The 25,362-nt window shown below is 26.0% G+C and carries 37 protein-coding genes; 16 read left to right on the top strand and 21 right to left on the bottom strand.

Going from position 1 to position 25,362, the window contains the following annotated elements; genetic code table 4:
* Positions 1–6: 6 nt before the first annotated feature.
* The 4 genes from ACOBWH_RS00700 to ACOBWH_RS00685 all read right to left on the bottom strand — a co-directional run bounded on the left by ACOBWH_RS00700 (position 7) and on the right by ACOBWH_RS00685 (position 1,873).
* Positions 7–426 carry a hypothetical protein gene (locus ACOBWH_RS00700; protein ID WP_424526636.1) on the bottom strand — a complete coding sequence of 140 codons (420 nt, stop codon included), beginning with the start codon at positions 424–426 and terminating at the stop codon, positions 7–9.
* 3 nt (positions 427–429) lie between these two features.
* Positions 430–900, bottom strand: a complete 471-nt coding sequence (locus ACOBWH_RS00695; protein ID WP_424526635.1) for a hypothetical protein — start codon at positions 898–900, stop codon at positions 430–432.
* 66 nt (positions 901–966) lie between these two features.
* A complete protein-coding gene (locus ACOBWH_RS00690; RefSeq protein WP_424526634.1) occupies positions 967–1,101 on the bottom strand; it encodes a hypothetical protein in 135 nt (44 codons plus the stop codon).
* Between the two features lie 145 nt (positions 1,102–1,246).
* Positions 1,247–1,873 (bottom strand): hypothetical protein, encoded by a 627-nt coding sequence (locus ACOBWH_RS00685; RefSeq protein ID WP_424526133.1) that lies wholly within the window; start codon positions 1,871–1,873, stop codon positions 1,247–1,249.
* A gap of 404 nt (positions 1,874–2,277) precedes the next feature.
* On the opposite strand from ACOBWH_RS00685, the gene ACOBWH_RS00680 reads away from it, so the two are divergent.
* From ACOBWH_RS00680 to ACOBWH_RS00610, 15 genes are all read left to right on the top strand, one after another.
* Positions 2,278–2,580: a hypothetical protein gene (locus ACOBWH_RS00680; protein ID WP_424526633.1), complete on the top strand. Its 303-nt coding sequence runs from the start codon at positions 2,278–2,280 to the stop codon at positions 2,578–2,580.
* A gap of 17 nt (positions 2,581–2,597) precedes the next feature.
* Positions 2,598–2,750, top strand: coding sequence for a hypothetical protein (locus ACOBWH_RS00675; RefSeq protein WP_424526632.1), 153 nt, complete (start codon positions 2,598–2,600; stop codon positions 2,748–2,750).
* A gap of 676 nt (positions 2,751–3,426) precedes the next feature.
* Complete coding sequence (locus tag ACOBWH_RS00670) at positions 3,427–3,897, top strand: hypothetical protein (protein ID WP_424526631.1); 471 nt, start codon at positions 3,427–3,429, stop codon at positions 3,895–3,897.
* The gene (locus ACOBWH_RS00665) at positions 3,881–4,414 is read left to right on the top strand and encodes a hypothetical protein (protein WP_424526630.1); all 534 of its coding nucleotides are present in this window, start codon (positions 3,881–3,883) and stop codon (positions 4,412–4,414) included. The genes ACOBWH_RS00670 and ACOBWH_RS00665 overlap by 17 nt, the downstream gene beginning before the upstream one ends.
* Positions 4,415–4,712: 298 nt before the next feature.
* The gene (locus tag ACOBWH_RS00660; RefSeq protein ID WP_424526629.1) at positions 4,713–5,969 is read left to right on the top strand and encodes a DNA cytosine methyltransferase; all 1,257 of its coding nucleotides are present in this window, start codon (positions 4,713–4,715) and stop codon (positions 5,967–5,969) included.
* Positions 5,970–6,292: 323 nt separating this feature from the next.
* The gene (locus ACOBWH_RS00655) at positions 6,293–6,538 is read left to right on the top strand and encodes an Mbov_0395 family pilin-like conjugal transfer protein (RefSeq protein WP_424526628.1); all 246 of its coding nucleotides are present in this window, start codon (positions 6,293–6,295) and stop codon (positions 6,536–6,538) included.
* A gap of 30 nt (positions 6,539–6,568) precedes the next feature.
* The gene (locus ACOBWH_RS00650) at positions 6,569–7,672 is read left to right on the top strand and encodes an Mbov_0396 family ICE element transmembrane protein (protein WP_424526627.1); all 1,104 of its coding nucleotides are present in this window, start codon (positions 6,569–6,571) and stop codon (positions 7,670–7,672) included.
* A gap of 353 nt (positions 7,673–8,025) precedes the next feature.
* The gene (locus ACOBWH_RS00645) at positions 8,026–8,163 is read left to right on the top strand and encodes a hypothetical protein (RefSeq protein WP_424526626.1); all 138 of its coding nucleotides are present in this window, start codon (positions 8,026–8,028) and stop codon (positions 8,161–8,163) included.
* 38 nt (positions 8,164–8,201) lie between these two features.
* Positions 8,202–8,498 (top strand): hypothetical protein, encoded by a 297-nt coding sequence (locus ACOBWH_RS00640; protein ID WP_424526625.1) that lies wholly within the window; start codon positions 8,202–8,204, stop codon positions 8,496–8,498.
* On the top strand, positions 8,468–8,719 hold the full coding sequence (locus ACOBWH_RS00635) for a hypothetical protein (protein WP_424526624.1): 252 nt from the start codon (positions 8,468–8,470) through the stop codon (positions 8,717–8,719). Before ACOBWH_RS00640 ends, ACOBWH_RS00635 begins: the two co-directional genes overlap by 31 nt.
* Before the next feature lie 58 nt (positions 8,720–8,777).
* Positions 8,778–8,987 carry a S1 RNA-binding domain-containing protein gene (locus ACOBWH_RS00630; RefSeq protein WP_424526623.1) on the top strand — a complete coding sequence of 70 codons (210 nt, stop codon included), beginning with the start codon at positions 8,778–8,780 and terminating at the stop codon, positions 8,985–8,987.
* Between the two features lie 179 nt (positions 8,988–9,166).
* Positions 9,167–9,322, top strand: coding sequence for a hypothetical protein (locus ACOBWH_RS00625; RefSeq protein ID WP_424526622.1), 156 nt, complete (start codon positions 9,167–9,169; stop codon positions 9,320–9,322).
* 48 nt (positions 9,323–9,370) lie between these two features.
* Complete coding sequence (locus ACOBWH_RS00620; protein ID WP_424526621.1) at positions 9,371–9,499, top strand: hypothetical protein; 129 nt, start codon at positions 9,371–9,373, stop codon at positions 9,497–9,499.
* A 162-nt stretch (positions 9,500–9,661) separates the two neighbouring features.
* Positions 9,662–10,582: a hypothetical protein gene (locus ACOBWH_RS00615; protein WP_424526620.1), complete on the top strand. Its 921-nt coding sequence runs from the start codon at positions 9,662–9,664 to the stop codon at positions 10,580–10,582.
* A 747-nt stretch (positions 10,583–11,329) separates the two neighbouring features.
* A complete protein-coding gene (locus ACOBWH_RS00610) occupies positions 11,330–11,770 on the top strand; it encodes a hypothetical protein (RefSeq protein WP_424526619.1) in 441 nt (146 codons plus the stop codon).
* A gap of 285 nt (positions 11,771–12,055) precedes the next feature.
* On the opposite strand, the gene ACOBWH_RS00605 is transcribed toward ACOBWH_RS00610, so the two are convergent.
* The 10 genes from ACOBWH_RS00605 to ACOBWH_RS00560 form a co-directional block, all read right to left on the bottom strand.
* Positions 12,056–12,181 carry a hypothetical protein gene (locus ACOBWH_RS00605; protein ID WP_424527470.1) on the bottom strand — a complete coding sequence of 42 codons (126 nt, stop codon included), beginning with the start codon at positions 12,179–12,181 and terminating at the stop codon, positions 12,056–12,058.
* Complete coding sequence (locus ACOBWH_RS00600; protein ID WP_424526303.1) at positions 12,174–13,187, bottom strand: hypothetical protein; 1,014 nt, start codon at positions 13,185–13,187, stop codon at positions 12,174–12,176. Before ACOBWH_RS00600 ends, ACOBWH_RS00605 begins: the two co-directional genes overlap by 8 nt.
* Complete coding sequence (locus ACOBWH_RS00595) at positions 13,187–13,390, bottom strand: DUF2649 family protein (protein ID WP_004028252.1); 204 nt, start codon at positions 13,388–13,390, stop codon at positions 13,187–13,189. The genes ACOBWH_RS00600 and ACOBWH_RS00595 overlap by 1 nt, the downstream gene beginning before the upstream one ends.
* 152 nt (positions 13,391–13,542) lie before the next feature.
* Entirely contained in the window at positions 13,543–13,977 is a 435-nt protein-coding gene (locus ACOBWH_RS00590) for a DUF3627 domain-containing protein (RefSeq protein ID WP_424526304.1), read from the bottom strand.
* A 1,135-nt stretch (positions 13,978–15,112) separates the two neighbouring features.
* Complete coding sequence (locus tag ACOBWH_RS00585; protein WP_126821177.1) at positions 15,113–15,364, bottom strand: hypothetical protein; 252 nt, start codon at positions 15,362–15,364, stop codon at positions 15,113–15,115.
* A complete protein-coding gene (locus ACOBWH_RS00580; protein ID WP_127092929.1) occupies positions 15,364–15,513 on the bottom strand; it encodes a hypothetical protein in 150 nt (49 codons plus the stop codon). Before ACOBWH_RS00580 ends, ACOBWH_RS00585 begins: the two co-directional genes overlap by 1 nt.
* Positions 15,514–15,619: 106 nt before the next feature.
* The gene (locus tag ACOBWH_RS00575; protein WP_424527466.1) at positions 15,620–15,769 is read right to left on the bottom strand and encodes a hypothetical protein; all 150 of its coding nucleotides are present in this window, start codon (positions 15,767–15,769) and stop codon (positions 15,620–15,622) included.
* Between the two features lie 52 nt (positions 15,770–15,821).
* Positions 15,822–16,502, bottom strand: a complete 681-nt coding sequence (locus ACOBWH_RS00570; RefSeq protein ID WP_424526618.1) for a hypothetical protein — start codon at positions 16,500–16,502, stop codon at positions 15,822–15,824.
* Entirely contained in the window at positions 16,462–17,316 is an 855-nt protein-coding gene (locus ACOBWH_RS00565; RefSeq protein ID WP_424526617.1) for a phage terminase large subunit, read from the bottom strand. The genes ACOBWH_RS00570 and ACOBWH_RS00565 overlap by 41 nt, the downstream gene beginning before the upstream one ends.
* A gap of 46 nt (positions 17,317–17,362) precedes the next feature.
* Entirely contained in the window at positions 17,363–17,677 is a 315-nt protein-coding gene (locus ACOBWH_RS00560; RefSeq protein WP_424526139.1) for a hypothetical protein, read from the bottom strand.
* A gap of 278 nt (positions 17,678–17,955) precedes the next feature.
* Here ACOBWH_RS00560 and ACOBWH_RS00555 point away from each other — a divergent pair, with 278 nt between their 5' ends.
* Positions 17,956–18,894 carry an IS30 family transposase gene (locus ACOBWH_RS00555; RefSeq protein ID WP_424527357.1) on the top strand — a complete coding sequence of 313 codons (939 nt, stop codon included), beginning with the start codon at positions 17,956–17,958 and terminating at the stop codon, positions 18,892–18,894.
* A gap of 28 nt (positions 18,895–18,922) precedes the next feature.
* Here the strand turns inward: ACOBWH_RS00555 and ACOBWH_RS00550 are convergent, their stop codons facing one another.
* The 7 genes from ACOBWH_RS00550 to rpsL all read right to left on the bottom strand — a co-directional run bounded on the left by ACOBWH_RS00550 (position 18,923) and on the right by rpsL (position 25,230).
* Positions 18,923–19,924, bottom strand: a complete 1,002-nt coding sequence (locus ACOBWH_RS00550; RefSeq protein ID WP_424526616.1) for a rolling circle replication-associated protein — start codon at positions 19,922–19,924, stop codon at positions 18,923–18,925.
* A 79-nt stretch (positions 19,925–20,003) separates the two neighbouring features.
* Positions 20,004–20,204, bottom strand: coding sequence for a hypothetical protein (locus tag ACOBWH_RS00545; RefSeq protein WP_424526615.1), 201 nt, complete (start codon positions 20,202–20,204; stop codon positions 20,004–20,006).
* 181 nt (positions 20,205–20,385) lie between these two features.
* Positions 20,386–20,622, bottom strand: coding sequence for a hypothetical protein (locus ACOBWH_RS00540; protein WP_424526614.1), 237 nt, complete (start codon positions 20,620–20,622; stop codon positions 20,386–20,388).
* Between the two features lie 288 nt (positions 20,623–20,910).
* Positions 20,911–22,101 carry an elongation factor Tu gene (tuf, locus tag ACOBWH_RS00535; protein ID WP_424526613.1) on the bottom strand — a complete coding sequence of 397 codons (1,191 nt, stop codon included), beginning with the start codon at positions 22,099–22,101 and terminating at the stop codon, positions 20,911–20,913.
* Between the two features lie 114 nt (positions 22,102–22,215).
* A complete protein-coding gene (gene fusA / locus ACOBWH_RS00530) occupies positions 22,216–24,294 on the bottom strand; it encodes an elongation factor G (RefSeq protein WP_424526612.1) in 2,079 nt (692 codons plus the stop codon).
* A gap of 23 nt (positions 24,295–24,317) precedes the next feature.
* The gene (gene rpsG / locus ACOBWH_RS00525; protein ID WP_070406314.1) at positions 24,318–24,785 is read right to left on the bottom strand and encodes a 30S ribosomal protein S7; all 468 of its coding nucleotides are present in this window, start codon (positions 24,783–24,785) and stop codon (positions 24,318–24,320) included.
* A 22-nt stretch (positions 24,786–24,807) separates the two neighbouring features.
* Positions 24,808–25,230, bottom strand: a complete 423-nt coding sequence (rpsL, locus tag ACOBWH_RS00520; RefSeq protein ID WP_070406313.1) for a 30S ribosomal protein S12 — start codon at positions 25,228–25,230, stop codon at positions 24,808–24,810.
* Positions 25,231–25,362: the final 132 nt, after the last annotated feature.

The raw sequence follows: 25,362 nt of genomic DNA, 5'->3' as shown, positions 1-25,362 counted from the left end.
TGTAACCTATCCACCTGTCCATTTTGCTACTAATTCACCTCGTAATGATGGATCAGTATTTTTTAAACGAGATAAATCAAATCGTCTTCATTGTGTTTTTAAACCAATAGTATGATCAATTACTAAACGACCACGCTTAGCATTTTGATTTTGTTTTGGGTTTCCTTTTTCGTGATTTCACTCACTATCTCCATAAAATAATCGTTCTGGAATTGTATAAATTGCTACTGCATAATCAGCACTTTCCATATTAGGACTTGATTGTGCTGTTGCTGTTAAACGATGAAATGTATAATAATCAGGGTTTGATAAAATATCTTTAACTCTCATTTCTTGTGCTGATAATAATAAATGTCCTTCTGTTGTTAGATTTGCTACACCATTACCAATAACAAATCCTTCATGTAATCCTATAATTGATGCCATATTTTATTTTCCTTTCTGATATTCTTTTTGAACTAAATTTTTAATTCTTTCCTTAACAGGAATATCTTTATTTTCATCTAAACTAGTTTTAATTTTTTGTGTTAATTCTTCAATAAACATATTTTCATCTTTAATTTGAATTCCACCATTCATTAGATTTTTCATATCTAATATTGGTTTTTTCTCAACTAAATCTTTAAAATTAGTTTTAATATATTCCATATCTTTACCACTATTTAATAATTCTTCAACTATTTTACGATTTTCTTGTGGTACTTGTGATAACTCATATTCTCTTATTTTTGACTGATAACTATTAATTTTTTCTTCATATTGTTTTTCTGTTTCAGTTTTAATACGAGTTTCTGCATTTGATAAAACACTAGATAATACTTGCTTTTCTTTTTGTTCTAATAAAGCATTAATTTCATCTTGTGTCATATTTTCTTTATAATCATATTTAAAGTTTGTCATACTTTAATCCCTCCATTATTTTTTATAGAAAATTTCAAAAACTATCGTCACCATCTTACCATCATTTTAATTTTTGTAAACTTGTGGGTATTTTTTCTTAATTTCAGTTCTAGCTTCTTCAATTCCTTCTTTAAAACCTTTTTCATATTGATCTAAATATTCTTTTTTATTATTTACACCATAATCATAAGTTTCTTTCATTAATTCTTGAAATATTTTAGTATGTTCTTCACAAGCAGGAACACCAATACCATTTTAATTTTTACTTACTTTTTTAAAACACTCTTTACCATCAATTATCATCCAACAAATATTTTTATCCATTCGCATTTTTTCAATATTTCTTTTAATTTGTTTTTTTGCCATATTTTTTATTTTCCTCTCGTAATATTTTTAAAGCTTGTTTTTGAACTATTAATTCTTTTTGTTTTTCTATTTTTAATTTTTTATTTTCAGCATGTTTAGCAATATTAATTGATTTTTCATTTTCTCTTGCTTTAAAATATGCTTTCATTTTTAAAATAAATCAAATAAAAATAGTAAGAATAATAACTGGAATAATTTTAGTTGCAATATTAGTTAATAATCTTATCTTTGCATTTGGAATAATTTTAGGTGCTTTTTGATAAATAAAACTAGCACTAGACGGAATAATTAACATTAATAATGCATTTCCATAATTATTTTTTCAATCAACATTTTCTAAACCACATTTTAAAAATTGTAAATAATTAGGTAATTCTATTACTTGCGGTAAAATAGATCACAAAGCAACAATTATACTTAATAAAACTGCACTTGTTCCAGTAATTCCTTTATCAGTATCATAAGCTATAATTCCACTTTCACTTAAAAATTGCTTATCATATCTTTCACGATCTTTTTTATAATCTTTTGCACCTCTTGTAAAAAATAATAAAGAATAGTATCATTTTCATTCAGGTTTAGATAATAAAGTATTTTCATTATTCATATTTATTAACCTCGCTTTCCGAATTGTTTACTTAATAAAAATGGATTAGACCGCGTAAAATATTCGGTTGGTATAAATTTACCAAAAACTAAGAAAAAGATAGATATAAAATTCTATCTTTTTTAATTAGGTTAAAATTGTCGTTAACCTTGCTTAGTTTAAGAAAATAACAGCAAAACCAACCAAATAAAACTCTCCTACTTGGAATGTCGTAAAACCAAGCAAGCGAGGATAAACAATATAGGGGTGGCCGTACCGCTACGACATAATGGAGGCAATTCTTTTAGGCAATATAAAAGAGTTATTGTGGTTTGGGGATAAATCTTTAACCTGCAATGGTTAAAGGGTAAGTGTTCCACAATAAAAAATTTAGAAATCTTACTATTTATAAGGAGGATTTGAAAGTGTCTTTAAAAGAACTCTATTGAAAAGAGTTAAAAATTAAATTAACAAATAAGAGAGGATTAATTAATAAATGTCAGTGTTATATCAATGAGTACTTTACAAAATTAACTAAAAACAGAAAAGGCGGATGATATTGTAAAAAGTATGCTCGGCATTGCTTAGCAAAATTAGAATTTATTAATAAACAAAAAATAAGTTATAATATTTGATTTTTGACTTTAAAATGCAAAAATAACCATAAAATTATTAAAAAATTAATTTTTAAGAAAAATAAATGATGAATTATTAATATTAAAAATTAGAAAGGAGAAATTATAAAATGGTTGAAAATAATATCAAAAATACGATTAGCGATTTAATTAACGAAATTAAAGCAACAACAGAAAATAATTTAAGTAATTTAGAACAAATTATGGAAGCTTTAATTGACAAAGTTAACAATATTGAAAATATTTTAAATCAAATAAGATAAAAAATAAATTAAACCAACTAATGTTAATAAATAGTTGGTTCTTTATTTCTGATAAATAAGAAAGGAAAAAAATAATGAGGGAAAGTTGTCCTAAATGTAGATCAAAAATTGATGGTGATAATAAATATTTATGATGCAGTAATGATTATTGTATTTTAGCAAAAAAATCATATATTTTTAGAAAGAAAAAATAATGAATATAACAGAATTAATTAAATATGACAAACTTAAAAAAGAACTTGCTGAAAAAGATAAAGAAATTAAAAAACTAAAATCAAAACTTTTATTTACTTTGTGAAGAAGATAAACTTACATATGATTGAGAAAGTTTACAAACTGATGAAATAACAATTGAAATGCACTTAAAATATTGTGAAAGTAATAATCATAGATATTGCCTAATTAAAGATATTAATAATTTACCAAGTAAGTTAGAAAGTAAGGAAGATAAAATTAGTTGAAGATAAAATTAGTTGAAGATAAAATTAGTTATACAGTGACAGTGATAAATTATTTATCTGATATTAAATGACAAAAAGAGTCAAACAAAAATATAGAACCAGTTCGTTAAGAAGTGATTTTTTGGTTTAATTAATTATTTATTTTTAAAATACTATTAGATATTAATTTTAGGAAAAATAAAATTAAAAGCAAAAAAATGAGGTAGGTGTTAAATATGATAAAAAAAATTTATTTAAACCAAAATTTAATTTCACAAGAAATAAAAAATAAAACGCATATTTTAATAAACAAACAAAAAGATTGTGTTGTTTTAGATAAAAATTGTTTAGGTTTATCAAATTATAAAAATTATTTTTGTTTAAAAATTGATGAAAATAAAAATTATGCGGTTCATAGTAGTATCAATAATAAAAATGGTAATATTGTGGGAAAAAATTTAATTTTATCTTTTGAAAAATTAAAACATGAAAACAAAAAACAGTTTAATTCGCAAAACAACATTGATGCTAATAATGATTTACTAAATAAATATGATAATCATTATAAAAATAATAAAATACAACAACAAAAATTAACATTAGAAGAATTAAAACAATTACTAGAAGATTTAGAAAATATTGATAACCCCAATTATTGAGATAATGGTTTTTATTTAGGATACAACAAATATGAAAAAATTACTTAGTTTTTTAGCAATATTTTCGTTTTTATGCACAAACACAGTGAATTTGATTAGTTGTGGTAATATTGCAAATAACAAACCACACTTACCACCAGCAAAACCAAAAGAACCAATAGTCAAAGATGTTTTTTACTATGAAAAATTAAAACAAGAAATTACAGCAGAAATCAAAGAATATGATGAAGTAATTAAAGAAATTGAAAATAGTAAAAATGATTATGAAAACGAAACAGATTATCATACAGAATTAAACCAATCACAAGCAGAAAAATTTATTAAAATTTCTGAACTAAATAATTGCGAATATCAAATTTTACTATGTCAAAAAGAAAATGAGTTTACAGACGAACAAAAACAACAAGCAATTAAGTTGTTAAAAAAACAAATAAACAACTTAAATAGTACTTTAAATTTATTAAGCGAAAATAAAAATAGTGATTTTGACCAGAAAGATTTAGAAAAAATAAATACAAAAATTAAAAATATAAAAACAATTTTAGACGAAATTAAAAACAATTAAGGAAGAAATGATTTATGTATAGATAACAAAAAACAAAATAAAAGCAAATATAAAGATGAAAATACATCAATAGATTAAATTAAAAAAAACATAAATAATGAAAATAACACAAAACAAGATATTAATTATCTTGTTTTTTTAGAAAGAGGTGCAGAAATGATTAATTGCCCATTTTGTAAATATATTCATAATATTTATAATGAAAACAATATTAATATATTATTTTTTTGTTCTTATAGGTATCCCAATCCATGAATCGTTTTAGATAAAAGAAAAATTAGAAGAATGATTGTTTATTATGCTTAAAGTAATTGAATTATTTGCTGGGATTGGGAGTCAAAGAAAAGCATTAGAAAAGATTGGAATTAACCACAAAGGAATTGCTTTTTGTGATAATGATAAATACGCTGAAAAATCATATCGAGCGATTTTTAATGATTATGACACACCAAATTTAGGTGACATTACTAAATTAGAAACTTTACCGTATGCTGATTTAATAACTTGATCATTCCCATGCCAAGACATATCAAATGCCAATAATAATGGCCAAGGATTAAATGGCAAGCGAAGTGGTTTGGCTTACAAAGTTGTTGATTTAATAAGCACAATGGCAATAAAACCGCAATATCTTTTAATGGAAAATGTACCAAATTTATTAAGTAAAAAGTTTTTTGTTGGATTTCAAAATCTACAAAATCAACTTAATAAATTAGGATATCATAACCAATATTTTACAATGAATGCCAAAGATTATGGAATTCCCCAAAATAGAAAACGATTATTTATGATTTCAACATTAAAGCAAGATTTTAAATTTCAATATCCCCAACCTTGTAATTTAAAATTTTTAGTAAAAGATATTTTAGAAAACAATGTAAATAAAAAATATTTTATTAGACAAGAATCAATGAAAAAAGCAATTGAAAACAATAAACTTAAAATCATTCAACAATGTTCTTATACAATTACAACAAAACAAATGCGATGAGGAAACGCAGGAATTATTGCAATTCCCAATGATATAAAAAAACTTAATGATGGAAAATTAATGATTAATCTGAGAAATTATAATCAAGTTAATATTTTTAATGATATAACAAAAAATAATCTTATTCCAACCATTACAACAGGACACGGGAGACCACCACAAATTGCATTGCCAATTAAGGATTATGGTAATTTTATTGTTTTACCACGAGCAAAAGATGGTTTGCTAATTAATGGATCATATAATCGGTTTTGAAAAACAGAAAATAATTATATGGGAACAATCGCAGCAAGTAATGTCAATAAAATTATGATTGATAATAAAAGACAACAACAAGATAGTAGTAAAATACTATCTTTTTTAATTGCTGAAAAAGAATACTTTTTACGAGTGTTAACCCCTTGTGAATGTTGATTATTAATGGGATTTAGTAATAAAGATTTTGATAAAGCAAGCAAAGTTGTTTCAGAAACCCAACTTTATAAACAAGCTGGTAATAGCATTGTTGTTGATGTGTTAGAAAAAATATTTACAGCAATGTTTCAAATAGAAAGGAAAAATTAAAGATGCAAAATAAGAGAAAAGTTTGGTGAAAATGACTTTTATATCCTTTAACAATTATTATTGGAATTTTGTTGCTAGTAATTTCCCCTATTTTGTTTTTAATTGCCCTTGGAATTGATTGTGATTTTATGATTGGTAATTTATTATTGCATTTATTTTACTTACCTTTCAAAAGAAAAGAAAAAAATGACTAAGAAAAACAATATTAAAAATTACTTTAATAATCAACAGCAATATTATCAAAAAAAGAAAAATATTTATTATCAAAAAAGAAACAAATTAAGTAAAAGCAAATTTTTAAAATAACAAAGGAGGATGAAAATATGAAATCAAACAACACAGCAGATTTTAGCGGAATAATGGGTTTGGCAGTTGTTTTTGCAATTTGAAAATTAATTATTATTTTAATTTCAATAATGCGAAATGCTGATAATCCCGAAGCGAGAGGAAATGATTTAAGTGCTTTAAAATGACCGATTATAGCAATTATTATAATTTTAGTTGTAATTGCTGTTATGAATGTTATTTTACAAGTTATCAAAACATATAACCCTAGTATTGGAACATAGTTGATAAAAAATGAAAGGAAGTGAAAAATTATGATACTTAATGCACTGTATAAACTAATATGATCAATTTTTGTACAAGGGCCATTGCAATTAATTGCATCATTTAACACAGTCCTAAATTATTTAACGGGAGGCGTGGTTGGTGATTTAATGTTTGGATCAAAACAAGAATTTAGTTTTCAAAATATCCCAATGGCATTCTGATATTTTGTCATAACGGCTTTGTGTTTATTTTCCTTAATATTTACAATTACTATGATTAAAATTTTGTTTCAAGATGCTACCGAAACAAAAACAAAATTTATTGTTGCTTTACAAAATGGTAGTAAAGCGTTTGTTTTTATCTTTTTAATTCCAATCTTTTTCTTTTTGGCTAATTTTGCAATTGCTAACATTGCCAAAATGATTACATCGGGATTTGGTGGTGAAAACGGAAATATTGCAAACTATCTATACAATATCGGAAATACCAATTGAGATGGTAGTGGTGATAATATACCAAGCAATTATGCTTATCCTGATAATATTGGTGATTTTAATATGATTGCCGAAGTTTTTGGAGTGTGATTTATGTTATTTGCAATGTTTATGATTGGAATTGCTTTGGTACAAAAAATAATCGAATTGTTTTTCTTATTTATTATTTCGCCATGAGTAATGGTTATTATGACAATTGACAATGGTAAAGGAGCATTTATTTGAAAAGATATGGTAATTGCAAAATTTCTAGCATCAACCGCCACTTTAACAGGATATTTTATTTTTATGACAACAATTCAAACAATTTTAAGCACTAATTTAGCAGGTTTAGGCATTGAGGGGATTGGAAAATCATTGTTTGTTATTTTGTTTATGTGCGGTGGCGGATTAGCAGTGATGGCGTTTTCGGATGTTGTTGCCAACTTAATTGGTGAAGCAGCTGGTGTTCGTAAGGGAATGAGTTCAAGAGCTGGGATTGTTGGTTTAGCGGGCTTTGGACTTGGGGTCACAACACTTGCCACAAGTAAACTAATTGGTGCAGCTCGCGGTGGTGGAGCAAAAAGATTTTTCCGCCAAATTAGAATTGGAGTTGCAACACCATTCAAAGCAATTGGTAAAAGATTTAACCCACAATTGGCTAGCAAAGGAAATTAAGAAAACAAAAGAAATACAATAGATTCTAGTAGATTAAGAGAAGGATTTTTAAATAAAAAACTAGGGAAAGTAAACAAAATAAAAAATAAATTAAACATTCCAAATAATACTTTTGTTTTTGTTAATCCACAAAATAAACAACAAGCAAAACACAATAAGCCAGTTAAAAAAGTTTATAAAAAAGCAGATAAACTTAATAAAAATATTGCTAGTCATATTACAAAACAAAATACTAGAAATAAAAAATGGGATGAAAAAGTTGCCAAAAAAGCAGAAAAGAAAAAGTCATAAATAAAAAACACCTGGCAAAAATTATAAATTTGGTATAATGTAAATAAAAGGAGTGATAAATTATGGGATTATGACGATTATTAGGTGGCGAAGTCAACTGAGAACGCGTTGCCAGAATGCAAAATAAAGAACATTTGAGAGAAATTCATGCTGCAATTATTGATGCACTCGGGGGGGATCATCAATCAATGTTGCTCTAAGTATTGATAGATTAAATGATGATGACAAAAATAATGTCATGTGAGTATTAGAAAAATTTGGTCGTAGTGTTCCAACAACTACTAAATATCCATGATTAAAACCAGTTGATGGTATTGGAAATTTACATCAAAAAAGAGAAAACATAAATCAAAAAGACTGAGATCAAGCTTGAGAATGATACGACAAATATAAAAAAGGTGCAATTCCATTTCTCGAATATCGCATTCAAATTCGCGAAAAAGAATTGGAAGAAGATGAAAATAAATTTATTCTTTATAAACAAGAAATAGAATATTATGAAATATGAAAAAAAAGTGAAAATGAAATAAAATAGATAAACCATCTAAAACAACACATAAATTAATAAAATACTATGAAGAAAATATTACTAAACAAAAAGCAGAAATTGCAAAATTAAAAAGAGAATTGGAATCATTGAAAGCAAAAGAAATGGAAAAACAACCTGACTTATCACTTGAAAATGAAAATTTACGCTTAAAAAAAGAAATTTTAGAAATGGAACTAAAATTAAAAGAAACAAATAAACAAAGATAAAATGTATCAAATATCAACTTATCAAAATTTAATTTAGAAAAGGAGATATATTTTATTTATGTATGAAAAAGGAAATAAAGTTATTGTTAAAATAACAAACATTACGCCCTATGGTGCTTTTTGTAGAGCAGAAAAAGCTGATGGTTTAATCCATATTAGTGAAGTTTCAGATTACTTTGTTAAAGATATTAAAGATTTTTTGATATTGGTGATGAAATTGAAGTTGAGGTACTTGATTTTGATTCAGTTAGGAAACATCTTAAATTAAGTTATAAAAAGTGTCACCCTGAACTATTAAAAAATGATGATAAAAAAATTCAAGAAATAAAAGCAGCTTTTAAAAGTTTAAATAAAAAACAAAATAAAACAGACAATATTGAAAACATTAGTAAAACAACTGAAAACGAATAAACCAGTAAAAATAATTAAATGTAAAGGGAGGAAAATATGTTAGAAATTTGTTGTCCTGGTGGAGCTCATAATTGCTATACTTGTCGTGTTTGCACGGGTTCTTTCCAAGGTTGTAAAAGTTGTTTAAAGTGTATTTCTTGTCAAGTTTGCTTAACAAAAAAATGTCAAGTTTGTATTAACGGTAGTATTTAGACAACAAGAAAATAAGAAAAAGTATAAAAAGTAAAGGATGTGATAAAAATGAAATGTTGATTTAAAAAACTATTTTGTAGAAATAAAAAACAAAATAAAGCTAACTGTAAAAATGAAACAAAAAATATTGAAAATATTAGTGAATCAAATGAAAACAAAAAATATTGAAAATATTAGTGAATCAAATGAAAACAAATAAATTATCAAAAGTAATGTAAGTTATAAACAGCAATTAAGTTTGCTGTTTTTTTATTTTGTCAAAATAGAAAGGAAAAATAAAAATGTATGAAAAAATTACTTAGTTTTTTAGCAATATTTTCGTTTTTATGCACAAACACAGTGAATTTGATTAATTGTGGTAATATTGCAAATAATAAAGCACATTTATATCCTAATTTAGAAAATGTTTTAAAAGTTAATTTAGAAACAAATATTGATTTAGAAAAAATGTACTTGCCGCACTCCGTTTTAATGCAACAGCGAGGTTATAAAGGAACTTTATTTAACCGATATAAGACAGATACTATTAAAAATTTAACAAATGCTTTTTTAAGTAAAGCAGATAATAATTTAGCAATTAAATTTAAAGCAGAATTTAGTACTTTTCAAAAACTACAAGGTTATTTAAAAATAGAACAACAAAATTACTGACAAAATTTATTGAATAATATTTGTCAACAATACCAAGATAATTTAAAGCAACTTATTTTATTGTTTTATAATTTTGTTGCTAATATTTGAAATAAAACAAATATTAGTGAAATTTTAGGAAAAATAGAAATTAAAAATATCATTGATGGTGATAATAATGTCTTAGGACAAACAAATAATCACCAAACTATTTTGCTAAACAAAAAAGTTTTATCTTGTGCGTTTGAAAAAACAATAAATAGTGAATGACACAAAGGACAATTTACAACCAATAACTTTCTGCATATTTTAATCCATGAATTAGGACATATCTTTTATTTTTATGATTGAGAAACATTTAAAATCAATCATATTTTTTATTTAAAACAATTTTTAGGACAGAAAATTAATAACTTAAATAAATTCGCAGAATTAGACAAAGAAAAAGTGTTAAAGATATTTGCCAACAGTAATTATGGATTGAGCGATGATGACGAGTTATTGCCAGAGGGATTTGCATATTGGTTATTAACAAAACAAAATATGCAAACAAAAATATGAGAATTTTGAAACGAATACTTTACAAGTTATTTACCACAAATAAGAGATAAAAAATGAAAGGAAGTGTAAATAATAATGTTAAACACAATAATCGGAATGATGGGAACAATAGCCGTAATTGGATTGTTTGGTTCTTTATGGAAGTTTCTTGGTATTAAATTACAAAAAATGAAAAAACAAATTGAGTTAACGAAATACAAAAAAACTTGTCGAATAATATTATATATTAGTATAAGTTGTTTCGTGTTATTTTTGTTGGTAATTGGATTGTGGTTTGGATTAATATATCCAACTTTGAAATAAAATGAAAAAAATATTCATATTTTTAATATTTGTTTTTCGAATTGGCAATTATTTAACTGGGATATATTTTTTCTTAACAAATTCAATATATTTAATTAAAAATTACAATACGAGTGAATGATTAATTTGATTTGTTATTATGCCAATTCATTTAATACTTTTTTATTTTATAGATTGAATATTATATAAAATAAAATGCTATATATAATTATTATTTAAAAAAGGAAATGAAGTTATATAATGTTATCTATCTATTTATTAGTTTCATTTCACATTTTTTAGATTATAAGTTTTATTACATTTATTTTATTTACTGAAAAGAAAATAAGAGTAAGCGTAAAAAAATATATATTGTGATACTTCTTTTATGGTTTCGTATTAATATTTCATATTATTTTGCAATTTCTTTTCGTTATATATTATATTTTAATATTTCAATAAAATTATTTTTTTAAAATAGAAAGGAGGTTATATGTTCTGAAAAAGATTATATTATCATGTTTATTAACATCGTTGATTGGTGTAAGTGAACCACTTATTGTCAAATCACCCATCAATGATAGTTTTTCAATCACAAAACAAGAACAAGTTATTAGTAAAAATGCAAAGAAAAGTTTTAATCCAACAGCACCAAGTTTTACAAAAAATATTAATTGAAATGATGATATTTATGCTGAAACGGGCGGGGTTTGGGGCGGTGATTATACAGAAAAAGTAGAATCATCATATTATTATATTAATATAATTGATTATGCTAGTAGTTGAAATGATTTTAAAAATAAGTATTCACAAATTAAAATAGATTTTGAGGGTTATGTTGATCATAACAAAGCAGCAAAAGTGGATTATAATTCTTATCACTATATCAATCTAAATCAAATAAGTGGCATAGCAAAAACATCACAAATTTTTCATCACTATCAAGGTTATACCCAAAATGAAGAATGAGGATAAGCAAATGTAAGATATCAATTAGAAAATAATCAAATCAAAATCGATTTTCTAGTTTATGCACGTGCAAAAAACGGATGAAATTCAAGCAATACATGAGCTAAAACATGATTAAAAGTTAATGAACTAATTTTTAATACAAGTTTTAGTTTTAATGATATGAAAAGTAATTTAACAAGAGAACTAAATAAAGAATTTAGTTATTATTCTAATATTGATAATAATCCACAAAGTTCACATAATTGAAACCAAATTAAAACACAAGTAGATAACAAAATCAAAAAAGCACTAAATGATAATAATTGTCATTGGTAATTTTGTATTTCAAATTACATCAAAAATAAACAAAAATACATCAAAAATAAAACTAAAAATCTTATCTCAATTACTACTTTCTGATAATAAATTAATCATTTTTACCACTTCCTTTTTCTTTTTTAGGTTTTAAATTCTTTTTCAAAATATCAATATCAAACAATTCTAAACGCTCTTTAACACTCAATTTAGTAATTTCTGACCAGTAATATTCTTTATAATTAACTATTTCATCATTTTTTAAATCACGAACAAACTTTAATCATTGACTATCATATTTCTGTGCAAATTCTAAAGGAATAATTATCTTAAAAAACCGAATTCCTAACCCAACATCCAACTTATGTTTTGCTCGTTTACCTTCTGCTGTTCTTTCTACTGATTTTGTTTTTCAAATTTCATAATCCGTAATATCTTGAAAAATACCAATTCGCATAATAAAGAAACGATTAAAAAAATTAAATCCTTTTTTAGCAATCGGTTTTTTCAATGAAATAGGAATAATAATACCACTTGCTAATTGTCGGATATTATTTCAAATCATACCCTCACGCTGTGCTGTAAACAAAGCACGATTACCAAAATGTCTTGCTAAAACAATTCACGGAATTTTACCACTATGAACTTTTTTCTCATCGTGCGGACTAGTTCCATCAATATATAAATAACTTTCATCAAATAAAATAACACTATCATCAGGGGGAACTGGTTTTGTTCGATCGGTAAAATCTAAATTTTTAAATGTTAAAACTTTAACTTTATCATCTTCTAACGGATAATTACTATAAATTTTATCTGTTAATAATTTCATAGTTTGTGATAAATAAGTTAAAAGTAAAGTTTTTCCAGTTCCTAATTTACCAATAATAACTGATAACGGATTATCTCAAACAAAATTAACTAACCGAAAAGCATTTAACTGATAAAATATGTTTTTTCAAACTCATCATACAAAATAAACACATTGCAAAGCAAACAATAATCAGAATACTAAACCAGTATAATTTAATGAAATTATTCAAAGTAATAAATCAATTAAACTAAACAAAATCATTGAACCACTAATATAACAATAATTTTTTAAGAAAAATATAAACTTTTTCATTACTTAAAATACCCAACTATTTTAAAAATCATTCATAACAAAAACCAAGTTAAAAACAAAATCACAATTCAAACACCAACCATCAGAGTTAAATATTCATTTTGAGTCAAAGTCCAAGTTGTAATACTTTCAACATTTATTTTATCTATAAACAAAAATATATGAATAAAAAACTCTTTTAATTTTTCTCAATCATTTTGCATATTTAAAAACTCCACATTTTTTGAATAAGTTTAAAAAACATCCCAAAAAATAAAACAATAAATAATACAAACGATATCACATATAAAAATTCAGGGGCATTTGAACCAATAATATAACTAACAAATTGAACTCAATAGTCATATAAACTCATTTAATTTAAATCTTTCAAATCATTAATCAATTCTTGCTGTTTTTCAACAGTTCAATTTGTTAAATTATTTTTAGTTGTTTTTACTTTTTTAGGTTCATTTGAAAATAATGCTTTGTGCATATTGTTAAAATAATTTTGTTTATATTGATTATACAAATTAATTAATTCTGTTCCAGTTAAATATTTTCAAATATGGCGTTTTAAATTTTCATCATATTTTACAATAGGATAAGAATTATCATAAATTAAACCAATAGCAACTTGATCAGAATGTTTTTCACTCGGATAAATAAACTTATTACTTAATCAAAAACCAATATGGCGATTATGATTAGGCAAATTTATAAAACTTGCTTTATCTGTTTCAAAAACTATTAACTCTTTACAAATAAAATAATTTTCTATATTTTTATTTTTCTTAACAAAATTACTCAATTTTATCAACTCCTTAATAAACATTGTTTCTAATTAACAATGTTATATTTAATGTTCATATATTGCTTATTTATTGATAAAAACATTGATTATTAACAATGTTATACATAATGCTAATATATTGTTTATTTAATGTTTAATAAACAATGTTATTAACAATGTTAAATATATAAAATAGTAAAAATTGGCACACTGAAAAATACTATTTAATTTATAACAATAACTATTAAAATATAAAATCATAAGTTTATAATTAAGTTGATATTATTATGGTTTTCTCTCTGTATAAATTATTTTAAATAGAAAGGAGAAATAAAATATCGAAGAAATAATAAATTCATTTTTCTATTTAATAAATTCATTTTTTACAAACGTGATACCATCTATTTTTTGCTTATCATAATGGTATCACCAATTAAAACAATTATTTCAATAATAATAGTTTTAATAACAACTTTTAACTTTATTATTTGAATTTTTAATAAATTAACAAATTTATAAATATTTTATACAGAGAGAAAACCATAATAATACCTTAAATATCACATAAAAACTAGTGTGCCTTAGTTTCTTTAAACAGGATTTTTCATCTTGTTAACTTTGTAGACAGTGTATAATGCAAAAATAAACAACAAAATTATTTATTCAATTCACATAAAAACTAGTGTGCCACTGAAAAATACTATTTAATTTTTAATAATATTTATTAAAATATAAAATTAATAATTTATAATTAAATTGATATTTTTACACTATACACTGTTTACAAATTTTAAAGAAAGTAGGTGTATTTATAAAAAATATTATAAAAATTTATTTTCCAAATCTATTACTAATATGACCTTTAATAGAAATATTCTTATTTTTATTAAATCCTACTAAAAAAATATTTTTCATAATAGACTCAATATTATGAATAATAAACAATATAGATTTATCCACTATAGAAAATATAGTTAAACTTATATGTATAATAGGAATTTTTATTATTCCAATATTAACAATAATAAAGTTTATTAAAAAATAAATTTGTAAACAGTGTATAGTGTAAAAATAAACAATAAAATTATTTAATAAAATCACATAACAAAGTTAGTGTGCCACAGCTAAAATATATAATCAGTTATACTAAATATTAAAATCCTTTAACCATAACACGGAAAAAGTTTAATATCTTAACAATAACAAAAATACCAAATGGAATTAAAATAATTCACGCATCACCTAAAAAGGTCATTAATTGTGGTAATACAGCATAAATTGCTTCTTTAACTTTCATCATTGCTTGTCCTAAACCACTTCAAATCGAACCCATTCCATCTGAAATAGTAGGCTTATCACCAACTGCTAAAAAATTAATTGCTGTTGTTAAATACATCCCTAACATTATTTCTTATCCTCCTTGTTTTCAATTTCTTTTTTATCTTTTTTCTTACCTCGAATTTGGCGAATTTTTTGATAAATTGATAAACCAATTCAAGCAAAAATCCCTAATATAATAACAACACTAAATATTGTCGTTAATCAAAATGGCATAATTTAATCCTCCTAAAAATCTAATTTTGCGACACGCTTCGCGTGTTCGCTACGCTCAAAATAAACAATATTGAATAAATTACCGCTAATAAATTACGCGAATAATTTATTCATCTTCTTTTTCATTATTAATTACAATGTTATTAACAGTATTAATAACATTATCTTTCCCATACTTAGTTACTAAGGACCGCAAAATAAAATAATGTTTCTTTTCAATAAAAAATCAACCCCTTTCTGAGTTGATTTGTTGCACTTCACTTACACGATGCCTATTTATTAGAATAAAGTATCACCAACCGAATAATTTACTCCCTCAATGGATTATCTAATGTTTTTATAAAATATTCCATAATATCCATAACAGCATAAGTCATAGCATCAAAACCATCATCAAATAATTTATTATCTTCTAATTTATAAGTAGACTTATTTGCAGGTGGTTTTCTTCATTCCATTTTTAACATATCCTTAAATAACTCTGGTGTTAATCGTTGACTAATTTGTAAATAATTCTTATTTAGCAGGATGATTATAGCATCAATTCTATCAGTTCGATATCAAACATCTTTTACTACTGGTTTAAATCTTAATCAATTAGCATCAGGAAAATATTGTCGCCTAATATTATTTAAGGTATCAATACTTACTAAACCACCATTACCATAGTCAACATTTACATCTAAACCATCTTGTAAATAATCTCATTGTGTAGCACATGTTATATAAAAATGTACTATTTCAAATAAAATCTTAGTTGTATCTTTATGTATCATTTCAGCATTACTATGTTTATATTCCATTAATGGTGACATTTTTTGATAATTTCTATCTAACCCCATTAAAATTGCATGAGTAGCATGTCCTAATGGACTATCTGTATATCCTAAATCTAATCCTGCTTTAAAATTAACTGGTTCAAAATCATATAATTTACTAAATAAATAATTAGCAAAAATAGAGCCATCTAATGCTCCTCGGCATTCCAATTCCTCAAACCTCATATTTTTTAGGTCATTCTGCTTTTAATTCATATAATTTCATTAATTCATCATAATTTAAATTATCTTTATTAATTAAATAATTAGTATAATGATTAATTACTTTTTTATCATATGCTTTTTGACCTGTTTTAGGGTCTAATACTGGAATTACTAATTTAGATATTTGTTCACCTTTACTTTCTAATTCTTTACGATTAAAAGGCATTAATTTATTTAAATAATCGATATGATCTTGATAAATACTATCAGGGTTAGTACTTGTAATTAATATTAATTTTTTATAATCACGAACTGCTTGCATAATTGCTTCTTTTTCTGATTTACTAAATTCATTAGCTTCTTCAAGTCAAATAATACATAAATCAGCACCATTTGCTCTAGCTGTTCCTTTACCTAATACTTGCGATGAATTACTTTTTCTTGCTCCTTGTAATTTAATAAAACTACCATTAGGAAATGTTCAAGTAGGTTTATTAAAACGAGCATTATATTGATAATGACCACCTTTTCATTTTTTAGTAGGGTTAAGGATTAAACCAACTTTATCTAATGCATCTTGAATATCTTGTTGCATTTCAGCAGTATCAGCACTATTTAATCTAAAACCATATATAGCTATTTTTTTATCTTTATTTGCTAATACAACACAACTTAATAATGCTATTAATTCATCAATAGAATATGTTTTACCTGCTTTACGACTACCTGCTAAATTAATCTCATCAGCAATATAATCAGTATTATTTAATAAACTAATTACTATCTTATTAAGATAACTATATTCATATAACATTGCCATTATATTTTTCTCCCATCTGTTATGTTAATTACTGGTGGAGTATAATTTATTTCAGTTTCATTTTCACGACCATAATACTGAGCATATACGGATACCCCCCCCCCTTAGTTTCGTTTAAGAGATGTAATTTTATATTATTTTCTAGTATTCTTATTTTCATTTTAAGTTCATTAAATGCTAATAAATTAGTGTCTTTTAAGGTATTATATTCATCTTCTTCTAATTTTAAATAGATTAATAATGTTTCTTTTGTTGCTAATTTATAATTATTTTCCTCACAATAGTCATCAAATTTACTTATTTTTACATCAATATTACGCTTTTTTGCATCTTTTCATCAATTAATTCCCACTTTTGCCATCTTTTTTACCTCTTTTTGTCATCACCATTCTACAAAAAAATAAAAAAAGTAAAATAAAAAAAGACTTTTTCAAGTCTCTATTTTTAGTAATTTTTAAACAAGAGATTAAGGGCTAGAAAATCCTACTTGTATTAAATTACATCACCATCCTAACATTTTTTAATAAATTATCAACAAGATTTAATTTTTATTGTATAACTTTTTTTAAGAAAGAGTTAGATTTTATGAAAAAAGAAAAGAAAAAATATAAACATACAGGTCTTGATCAAAGATAAAATTTAAAAGAACATTTGCTAGCAGAAACATTTAAGAAAAAGAATGGTACACCTAATTTATCAAAAATAGCAAAAGTATTGGATAAAAGTCCTAACACAATCAGATTAGAAGTTAATAGACTTAAAGAAGAATACGATCCTGAAAAAGCAAATGATGATTATAAAAAGAAAAGAAAAAAATCAATAAAATATACAACAATTACAAAAAAAGTTGTAAATCATGTAATAAAAATTTTAAGTAAAAAAATCTATTCACCAATGTTAATTATTCATGAATATGAAAAAAAATATAATGAAAAAAATCCATTTTCACATGTGACACTTTACAAATATATTGATCATGGTGTTTTTGATGATGAAAATACTGAAATTAAGAAAAAAATACCATTTAAAGGTAAAAAAATTAAAACAAAAAAGAGAAAAGATGATAGTGGTCAATTAACTAATATTAGATTTATTGAAAAAGCAGAACATAAAAAAGGTACTTTTGGTTGATTTGAAATGGATTGTATTGTTGGAAAAGAACATCAATCTGCTTGTTTAACTTTTACCGAAGAAAAGAGTTTATATACTATTTGTTTTAAATTAGATCATCATAATTCAGAAGAAGTTAATAAAGCAATTAAAAGTATTTTTAAAAATAAACTTTATAAAGAAAACATAAAAGGAATTATAACTGATCAAGGTAAAGAATTTAGTAAATGAAAAGAAATTGAAAAAATTACTGGATCTAATGTTTATTTTTGTGATGCTGGAACTCCGACACAAAAACCCAAAGTTGAAAGAATGAATAGAGATATTAGAGAATATCTCATTAAGGGAACAGATTTTAATCAAATTACTCAAAAAGAAATTAATAAAATTATGAAAATTATTAATGAAAAACCGCGACCGAGTTTAGGTTGATTATCCTCCAAAGAGGTATTTTTACAAAATATTTAATAATTTAATTATTAATTTTAGACTTTTATTAAAAATCATTTTTCGTGGTGCTAAAATAACTACATAATTTAAAAAAAAAAAAAAAAATATTTTTTGAAAAAATAGTTGCAATTTTTAATAAAAGATATACTATTGGATTAATAAGGGTTAAAAATCCTACTTGCATCTTTACTTTACATAACTTTAAATTAATTTGTAAATCATCTGAAAATATGACTGTCGGATTATGGGCATATCCTTTAATTTTCAAATCCAGACTATCAAATGTTGAACCATTAGCAAAAGTATTTTCATCTTTCATTTTTTCTAAATCACATAAATATTCAAAAATCAATCTAGCTGATTCAATATCAAATTCAAAATTAATTGTATAACCTATTTTCTTTAAAGTTCCATCAGATGCTTCTACTTTAATATCATTTTTCCGACCACCATATAGCTTTTTCTGAAATAACTCTTGAATGACAACATTCATTTTGTGTTCATAATTAGTTACTAAACGTTTTTTAACGGGTCTGATTAAAGTCTTGCTAGCTCTAAATAATCTTGATTTATAATCATTAATATTTTTCATTTTGCATTCTTTTGTATATTTAGAAACCTCATCAGTTTCAGAATTATTATCATAAAACATTTTAGTAATGTATTTTGACATATAAGTCGATAATTTGCCAATGGTATCTTTTTCACTAAAACTTCTATTTTCAATTTTTAAACATGTATTAAAACCATAAGGTCACAATTTTTCAATAACATTGGATTTAAAAACTGTCTGGTAACCTTTTCATTTTCCATCTTTAAATTTATTAACTGTTAATTTTTCCAAATCTAAATTAATAGTGTTTTTAAGCATTATATGAAAGTGTACTGCCACACGTTGTTGATATTCATAAACCAATAATCATTTATATTCAGCATTTCTTGTTTTTAAATATTTATTAAAACGGATATTAAATTTATTAAAATATTCATTAGCTTTCTTAATATCTGTTATATTCTCCTTAAAAGTTAAAGTTGAAAAAATAATCACCAGGAGCAAAGTTTAACTTGCATAAGTGTTGAACGTTTTGTCGACTACGGTTTAAACTACTTCTTGATTTTACAAAATCTTATTCCATCAAATTTTCATTTAATTCGTCATCAATTTGCATCGGTGAATCAGTTCCTAATCTTTTCTTATTAGCAAATAGATATGAAATCGGGATTCTAGTAGGTTTAGTCTGAATATATCTTCCTAATGTATAACTATAGTATGATTCACCATTATCCACTTTTATACTATCTAGTTCACTTCAGACTTTATAAGGCATCTGTGTGAAACGAAGATTGGCAATATCACCCAATTCAGTAAGGGTAATAATATTTTTTAATCTATATTCTCTTGAATTTGGTTCAATTATTTTAAACACCTTACTTACTCCTCTCAAAATGGAGGCGTTAAAAATTACATTATTTCTAAAACGCCTAAATTAGAAATAATAAGTTATATTTTTAATTTGATACTTCTGATAAATCAATAAAGTCCAAATCATTTAAAAACTCTTCAGTTTTTTCAAATTGCTGGTCTTCAATGTCATATTCAAAATATTTGGGAGCTTCTTCTGCAGCATAATCGAAACAAATTAAAGTTCCTAATGTTTCTTCAAAATATTTCATATCTTGATTATGTTTTTTACAATAGAATTCACATGTTAAACGTAATTCCAATAAAAATTCTCTTCTTGTCATATTAAATTAACCTCTTTCTGAAAGTTTGTGCATATATATAAATCTTGAATTTAATTAAAGCTAGAAATTATTATTTAAGTATCTAATTTAGTAAATCATTTTAGAAAGAGGTCCAACCTAACTAAACCCAAGATTTATATATATGCACTTTGCAACAAAAAAAGACTGAATTTCTTCAGTCTTGTTAACTTTATTAAATTTATGCCTAATTTACTGGGCTTTTCCAGCAAACACTTATTTTATTCCGTCAAAAAATAGCTCTTAAGCGAGCTATTTTTAAAAAGTTAATTATTTGATGATTAAAACAACTGTTCCAGCACCGATTGTACGACCACCTTCACGAATTGAGAATTTTGTTCCTTCTTCAATCGCAACTGGGGCAATTAATTCAACTGTCATTTCAACATTATCAGCTGGCATAACCATTTCTACTCCGGCTGGTAATTTAATTGAACCCGTAACATCAGTTGTACGGAAATAAAATTGGGGACGGTAGTTTCCAAAGAATGGCGTATGACGCCCTCCTTCTTCTTTACTTAAAACATAAACTTGTGCTTTAAATTCTTTATGTGGTTTAACTGAACCTGGTTTTGCAATAACTTGTCCACGTTCAACATCGTCACGGTTTACTCCACGTAATAAAACCCCAACATTGTCTCCAGCTTTAGCGTCATCTAATAATTTTCTGAACATTTCTAAGCCTGTTGCAACAACTTTTTTTGTTTCTTCTTTTAATCCAATAATTTCAACTTCTTCATTAACTTTAACAACCCCACGTTCAACACGTCCTGTTGCAACTGTTCCACGTCCTGTAATTGTGAAAACATCTTCAACTGGCATCATAAATGGTTTTGCAATATCTCTTTCTGGCTCGTCAATTCATTCATCAATTGCCTTCATTAATTCCATAATTTTTTCTTCTCATTGAGAATCACCTTCAAGTGCTTTTAATGCTGATCCTCTAATAACTGGGGTATTTTCTCCATCAAATCCATATTCACTTAATAAGTCTCTAACTTCCATTTCAACTAAGTCGATCATTTCAGTATCGTCACCCATCATATCACCTTTGTTTAAGAAAACAACCATTTTTGGTACACCAACTTGTCTTGATAATAAGATATGTTCTCTTGTTTGAGGCATTGGCCCATCAGTTGCAGCAACAACTAAAATCGCACCATCCATTTGTGCAGCCCCTGTAATCATGTTTTTAACATAATCGGCATGCCCTGGACAGTCAACATGAGCATAGTGTCTTTTATCAGTACGGTATTCAACGTGTGAAGTATTAATTGTAATTCCACGTTCTTTTTCTTCAGGCGCTTTATCGATATTATCATATCCTTGTGCTTCTGCAAATCCTTTTTTAGCTAATACAGTTGTAATAGCCGCTGTTAAAGTTGTTTTACCATGGTCAACGTGACCAATTGTTCCAACATTTACGTGTGGTAAACTTCTATCAAATTTTTGTTTTGCCATTTTAATCTTTTCCTCCTATATTTAATAGACAAATGTCATAACTATTGTAAATTAATTTGTCTTGCTTTGCAATCTTTTTTTATAATGGTGGATAAAACCATGTTTTTAATAAACTTACTCGGCTAATTTTCCAGCTTTTTTAATAATTTCTTCAGTAACTGATTTTGGTGCTTCTTGATAGTGTGAGAATAACATTGTGTATGTTCCTCGCCCTTGGGTAAAGCTTCGTAAATCAGTTGCATATCCAAACATTTCTGATAATGGAACTTTTGCCTTAACAACTTGAGCATTTCCACGTTGGTCGTTTCCTTCGATTTGACCACGACGTGATGATAAGTTCCCCATTACATCTCCATAGTATTCTTCTGGAACAGTAACTTCAACGGTCATAATTGGTTCTAAAATAACTGGTTTACATTTTTTTGCTGCTTCTTTTAATGCTAAACTAGCAGCAAATTCGTAAGCCATTTGTGATGAATCGACATCATGGTATGACCCATCATATAAAGTTGCTTTAATATCAATCATTGGATAACCAGCTAATTTCCCAGTTTGCATTGATTCTTCAATTCCTTTTTTAACTGATCCAATAAATTCTTTTGGAATTTTTCCTCCAACAATTCCATCAACAAATTCAAAACCTTTATCATGGTTTGGTTCAAACTTAATTCATACGTGTCCATATTGTCCACGTCCCCCTGATTGCTTAATGTATTTTCCTTCTACATCTGCACTATCTTTAAAGGTTTCACGATATGAAACTTGTGGTGCTCCAACATTGGTTTCCACTTTAAATTCACGCTTCATTCGATCAACTAGAATGTCTAAGTGTAACTCACCCATTCCAGCAATAATTGTTTGCCCCGTTTCTTCATCTGTTCATGTTCTAAATGTTGGATCTTCTTCCGCTAATTTTTGTAATGCTAAACTCATTTTTTCTTGGTCTGCTTTTGTTTTTGGTTCTAGGGCTAAACTAATAACTGGTTCTGGAAAGACCATTGATTCTAAGATTACTTCATTTTTTTCATCACAAAGCGTATCTCCCGTTGTTGTTAATTTTAGTCCAACTGCTGCTGCAATATCACCAGCATAAACTTCCTCAATTTCTTCACGATTATTAGCATGCATTTTTAATAACCGTCCAATTCGTTCACTCTTATCTTTTGTTGAATTTAAGATAGAACTTCCTTTTTTTAACACTCCTGAATAAACACGGAAAAATGTTAATTTTCCAACAAAAGGATCAGTCATAATTTTAAATGCTAAAGCCGAAAATGGTTCACTATCATCAGCATGACGTTCAACTTCGGTTCCGTCTTCTAAAACCCCTTTAATCGATGGAATATCAACTGGTGAAGGCAAGTAATCAATTACTCCATCCAACATTAATTTAACTCCTTTATTTTTAAAGGCACTTCCACAAAAGACTGGAAAAAACTCTCCGGTTAATGTTGCGGCACGAATTGCACTTTTAATTTCAGGAACTGAAATTTCATTTCCATCTAAGTATTTTAGCATTAACTCTTCATTAAAGTTAACAACTGCTTCAACTAATTTCGTACGATATTCTTCCACTAAATCTTTTAAATCATCAGGAATTGGAATTTCTTGAGCATCCTCATTCGCTGCGCCATCGTAATGATAAGCTTTTCGTTCTATGATATCAATAATTCCTGAAAATTGATCTTCAGCTCCAATTGGAATTTGCACTGGATGTGCATTTGCTTGTAAACGATCATGAATTGTTTTTACTGAATATAAAAAGTCAGCTCCAATTTTGTCCATTTTATTAACAAAGACAACACGTGGTACCCCATAAGTTGATGCTTGTCTTCAAACAGTTTCTGTCTGGGGTTCAACTCCTGACTGTCCGTCAAGAACTGCAACGGCCCCATCTAGTACTCGTAATGACCTTTCCACTTCCACGGTAAAGTCAACGTGACCTGGAGTATCAATAATATTTAATCGCATATTTTTTCAAAAGGCTGTTGTTGCCGCTGAAGTAATTGTAATCCCACGTTCTTGTTCTTGAGCCATTCAATCCATCTGACTAGCCCCATCATGTGTTTCTCCAATTTTATGAATTTTACCAATATGGAATAAAATCCGCTCTGTTGTTGTGGTTTTTCCAGCATCAATGTGCGCCATAATTCCAATATTTCTCGTATTTTCTAGAGAATATTCTCTTGCCATTTTTATATTCCTTTCTATGTCTCTTATCAACGATAATGGGCGAAAGCTTTATTTGCTTCGGCCATTTTATGAGTATCATCTTTTTTCTTTACTGCTCCCCCAATTCCATTTGATGCATCAATAATTTCCCTCGCTAAGCGATCAATCATACTATTTTCATTACGCAATCTTGCATAACTAATTAATCATCTTAATCCTAAAGTAACTTTACGATCATCATTTACTTCAACTGGAACTTGGTAATTAGCTCCCCCAATTCGACGAACTTTTAATTCTAAATGTGGTGTAATGTTTTCAATTGCTTTATTAAACACATCTAATGGATTACTATTTGTTTCTTCTTTTATCATATCAAATGCACCATATAAAATTGTTTGAGCATTTCCTTTTTTCCCATCAACCATAATTTTATTAATTGTACGAGTCACTAATTTTGAATTATAAATTGGATCTGGTAAAACATCTCTTTTTTCTGCTTGGCGTTTACGCATAAAATTCCTCCTTTCTTTCTAACTAAGCTTTCGCTGCTTTTGGTCTTTTTGTACCATATAGTGATCTTCCTTGTTGACGGTTATTAACTCCGGCAGTATCTAATGTTCCACGAATAATATGGTAACGCACCCCGGGTAAGTCTTTAACCCTTCCTCCACGGATTAAGACAACACTATGTTCTTGTAAGTTATGTCCTTCACCTGGAATATATGCTGTTACTTCCATTCCGTTTGTTAAACGAACACGGGCATATTTTCGTAACGCTGAGTTTGGTTTTTTTGGTGTCATTGTAGCAACACGTGTACAAACCCCTCTTTTTTGTGGTGAGGTTATATTAGTTGGTTTCTTTTGCAAAGAATTTAACCCTCTATTTAAAGCGGGGGCTTTTGTTTTTCACACTTTATCTTTACGTGGTTTACGAACTAATTGGTTAATTGTTGGCATTAAACTTGCTCCTTTCTTTTTCACATATCCGAGTGTATCAAAGAATACAATCCATATATAATATTACATAAAACCCAAAATTAAGTCAATAATTATTTAACGGTTTATTAGAGAAAAGACCATACGGTCTTT

The sequence above is a fragment of the Spiroplasma endosymbiont of Glossina fuscipes fuscipes genome (assembly GCF_049669535.1).
In the GTDB taxonomy this organism is placed as follows: domain Bacteria; phylum Bacillota_I; class Bacilli_A; order Mycoplasmatales; family Mycoplasmataceae; genus Spiroplasma.
The sequence above is the reverse complement of the archived record's forward strand: the minus strand, read 5'-3'. Positions and strand labels throughout refer to the sequence as shown.